The sequence below is a fragment of the Cupriavidus sp. 05L310 genome, from assembly GCF_056398185.1.
Genome location: NZ_JBFTOX010000148.1, coordinates 1 through 1,721 on the forward strand (window position 1 = coordinate 1; position 1,721 = coordinate 1,721).

The window sequence follows — 1,721 nt, forward strand, 5'->3', positions numbered from 1 at the left end:
CGCGTCACTGGGTGGTTTCCTGGGCCGCAAGAGTGATGGCGAGCCCGGCGCCAAAACGATCTGGATCGGCATGCAGCGAACCATGGATGCTGCGTTCATGATCCTGGCGCTACGGGCTGAGGACTCATGACTTCTGTATAAGGAGATGCCTATAACGAGCAGCTCAGCCAGCACTACGCGCGCTTTTTCCAGTGGCGTGCGTGGCTGCTGCGGCGTTTGGAACAGCGCCCTTTCTACCTCGCGTCCAATCCCCAGGACCAGACCGACCTGCAGGAATCGAATGACCGCCTCAAGGGCGACCTGGTACTGGTGCGATACCGGGCCGCGCCCGATCGTTCCCCTTATGGGGATCGCAACCCGCTCATGCTGTCGCCCCAGGAGCGTGCCGGGGCCAACCTGATGCAGGTACTCGCCGCCAATATGGCCAAAGCGCTGACGCCGTTTGAGACCGCTGCGATGTCCCACTTTGAAGATCCTGTGCCGCCGCCGGATGGCTGCCATGCGCTGTTCGAGGACCACATGCATGACTCGCTGGCGGGCTTCTACATGGCAGGCGCCGTGACCGAGCTCGATCGCAACACGGCCATCGAGAATGTGTGCCGCAAGCATGCGGCCAACCGGCCGCTCAGCGGGTTCGAGGTGAAGATCTACAAGGAAAACCAGGCCTGGATCGACCGCCGGATGACACCGCCGGAGGTTGGCCAGGGGCCGAATTGCAAGGCAGAGATTGCCGCCGTCTTCCCGGTGCAGACCGATGCGGATGTCGGAGACCTGCGCGACTGGGTGATCGTGAGCCAGACCAACACGCGGCGGGAGGGCGGTGGCTACCTGCGGGACCGGGCCATCTTTAGCGAGATGTAAAGAACGTCAATCGAGAAGAATATGAAATTTGATCGCGCCATCGAGGCCTTCATCAAGGAATTTGTCTCGGACCTGGCCAACAAGAACGTCGCGATTTTTGCGGGCGCTGGCATGTCGAAGAGCGTGGGTTATGTGGACTGGCCATCGCTCCTTAGTGATATCGCGGCTGAGCTCGGCCTGAGCGTGGATAAAGAGCACGATCTGATATCGCTGGCCCAGTATCACGTGAGTCATCGCGGCAACCGATCCGGGATTACAAAAAATACTGGAGGAGTTTTCTCATCAGGGCGAACTGTCGGAGACGCACAAAATCCTGACGCGCTTGCCTATTCCTGTCTACTGGACCACGAATTACGACACGCTGATTGAGGATTCTCTCAAGGATGCGTTCAAGATCGCGGACGTCAAAAAGGATGACAAGCAGCTAGCAAATACGCGGCCCAAGCGTGATGCGGCATGTGCCTGGTGCCGGAGAAGCGCGAGCTGTTCGGCTCGATGAGCGTGGCGGACAACCTGGTGCTGGGGGCGTATCGTCGCAAGCGCGCCGGGGAGAAGAACTTTCTCGACCAGATGGAAGTGGTCTACGGCTTGTTCCCGCGCCTGAAGGAGCGGGCGAAGCAGGATGCCGGCACGCTGTCCGGCGGCGAGCGCCAGATGCTGGCGGTGGGCCGCGCGCTGATGGCCAAGCCGCAACTGCTGATGCTGGATGAACCAAGCCTCGGGCTGGCGCCGCTGATCGTGAAGGAAATCTTCCACATCATCAACGACCTGCGCAAGACCGGTGTGGCGACACTGCTGATCGAGCAGAACGCACGCGCGGCGCTGCAGGTGGCGGACTATGGGTATGTGATCGAGACGGG

The 1,721-nt window shown here is 60.6% G+C and carries 3 protein-coding genes and 1 pseudogene; all 4 read left to right on the forward strand.

The features are described from left to right. Nucleotides 1–130 (forward strand): IS4 family transposase (locus tag AC1DS6_RS42475; protein WP_477104756.1); only part of this gene is annotated, 130 nt, incomplete at its 5' end. Nucleotides 131–216: 86 nt separating this feature from the next. Further along, entirely contained in the window at nt 217–861 is a 645-nt protein-coding gene (locus tag AC1DS6_RS42480) for a hypothetical protein (RefSeq protein ID WP_477104788.1), read from the forward strand. 21 nt (nt 862–882) lie between these two features. Beyond that, nucleotides 883–1,230: a hypothetical protein gene (locus AC1DS6_RS42485; RefSeq protein WP_477104789.1), complete on the forward strand. Its 348-nt coding sequence runs from the start codon at nt 883–885 to the stop codon at nt 1,228–1,230. Nucleotides 1,231–1,314: 84 nt separating this feature from the next. Beyond that, nucleotides 1,315–1,721, forward strand: a pseudogene (locus tag AC1DS6_RS42490) (ABC transporter ATP-binding protein); the annotation flags it as partial.

Coding starts and splice junctions, on each gene's coding strand:
- AC1DS6_RS42485 (WP_477104789.1), top strand. CDS start 883: ATGAAATTTGATCGCGCCATCGAGGCCTTCATCAAGGAATTTGTCTCG.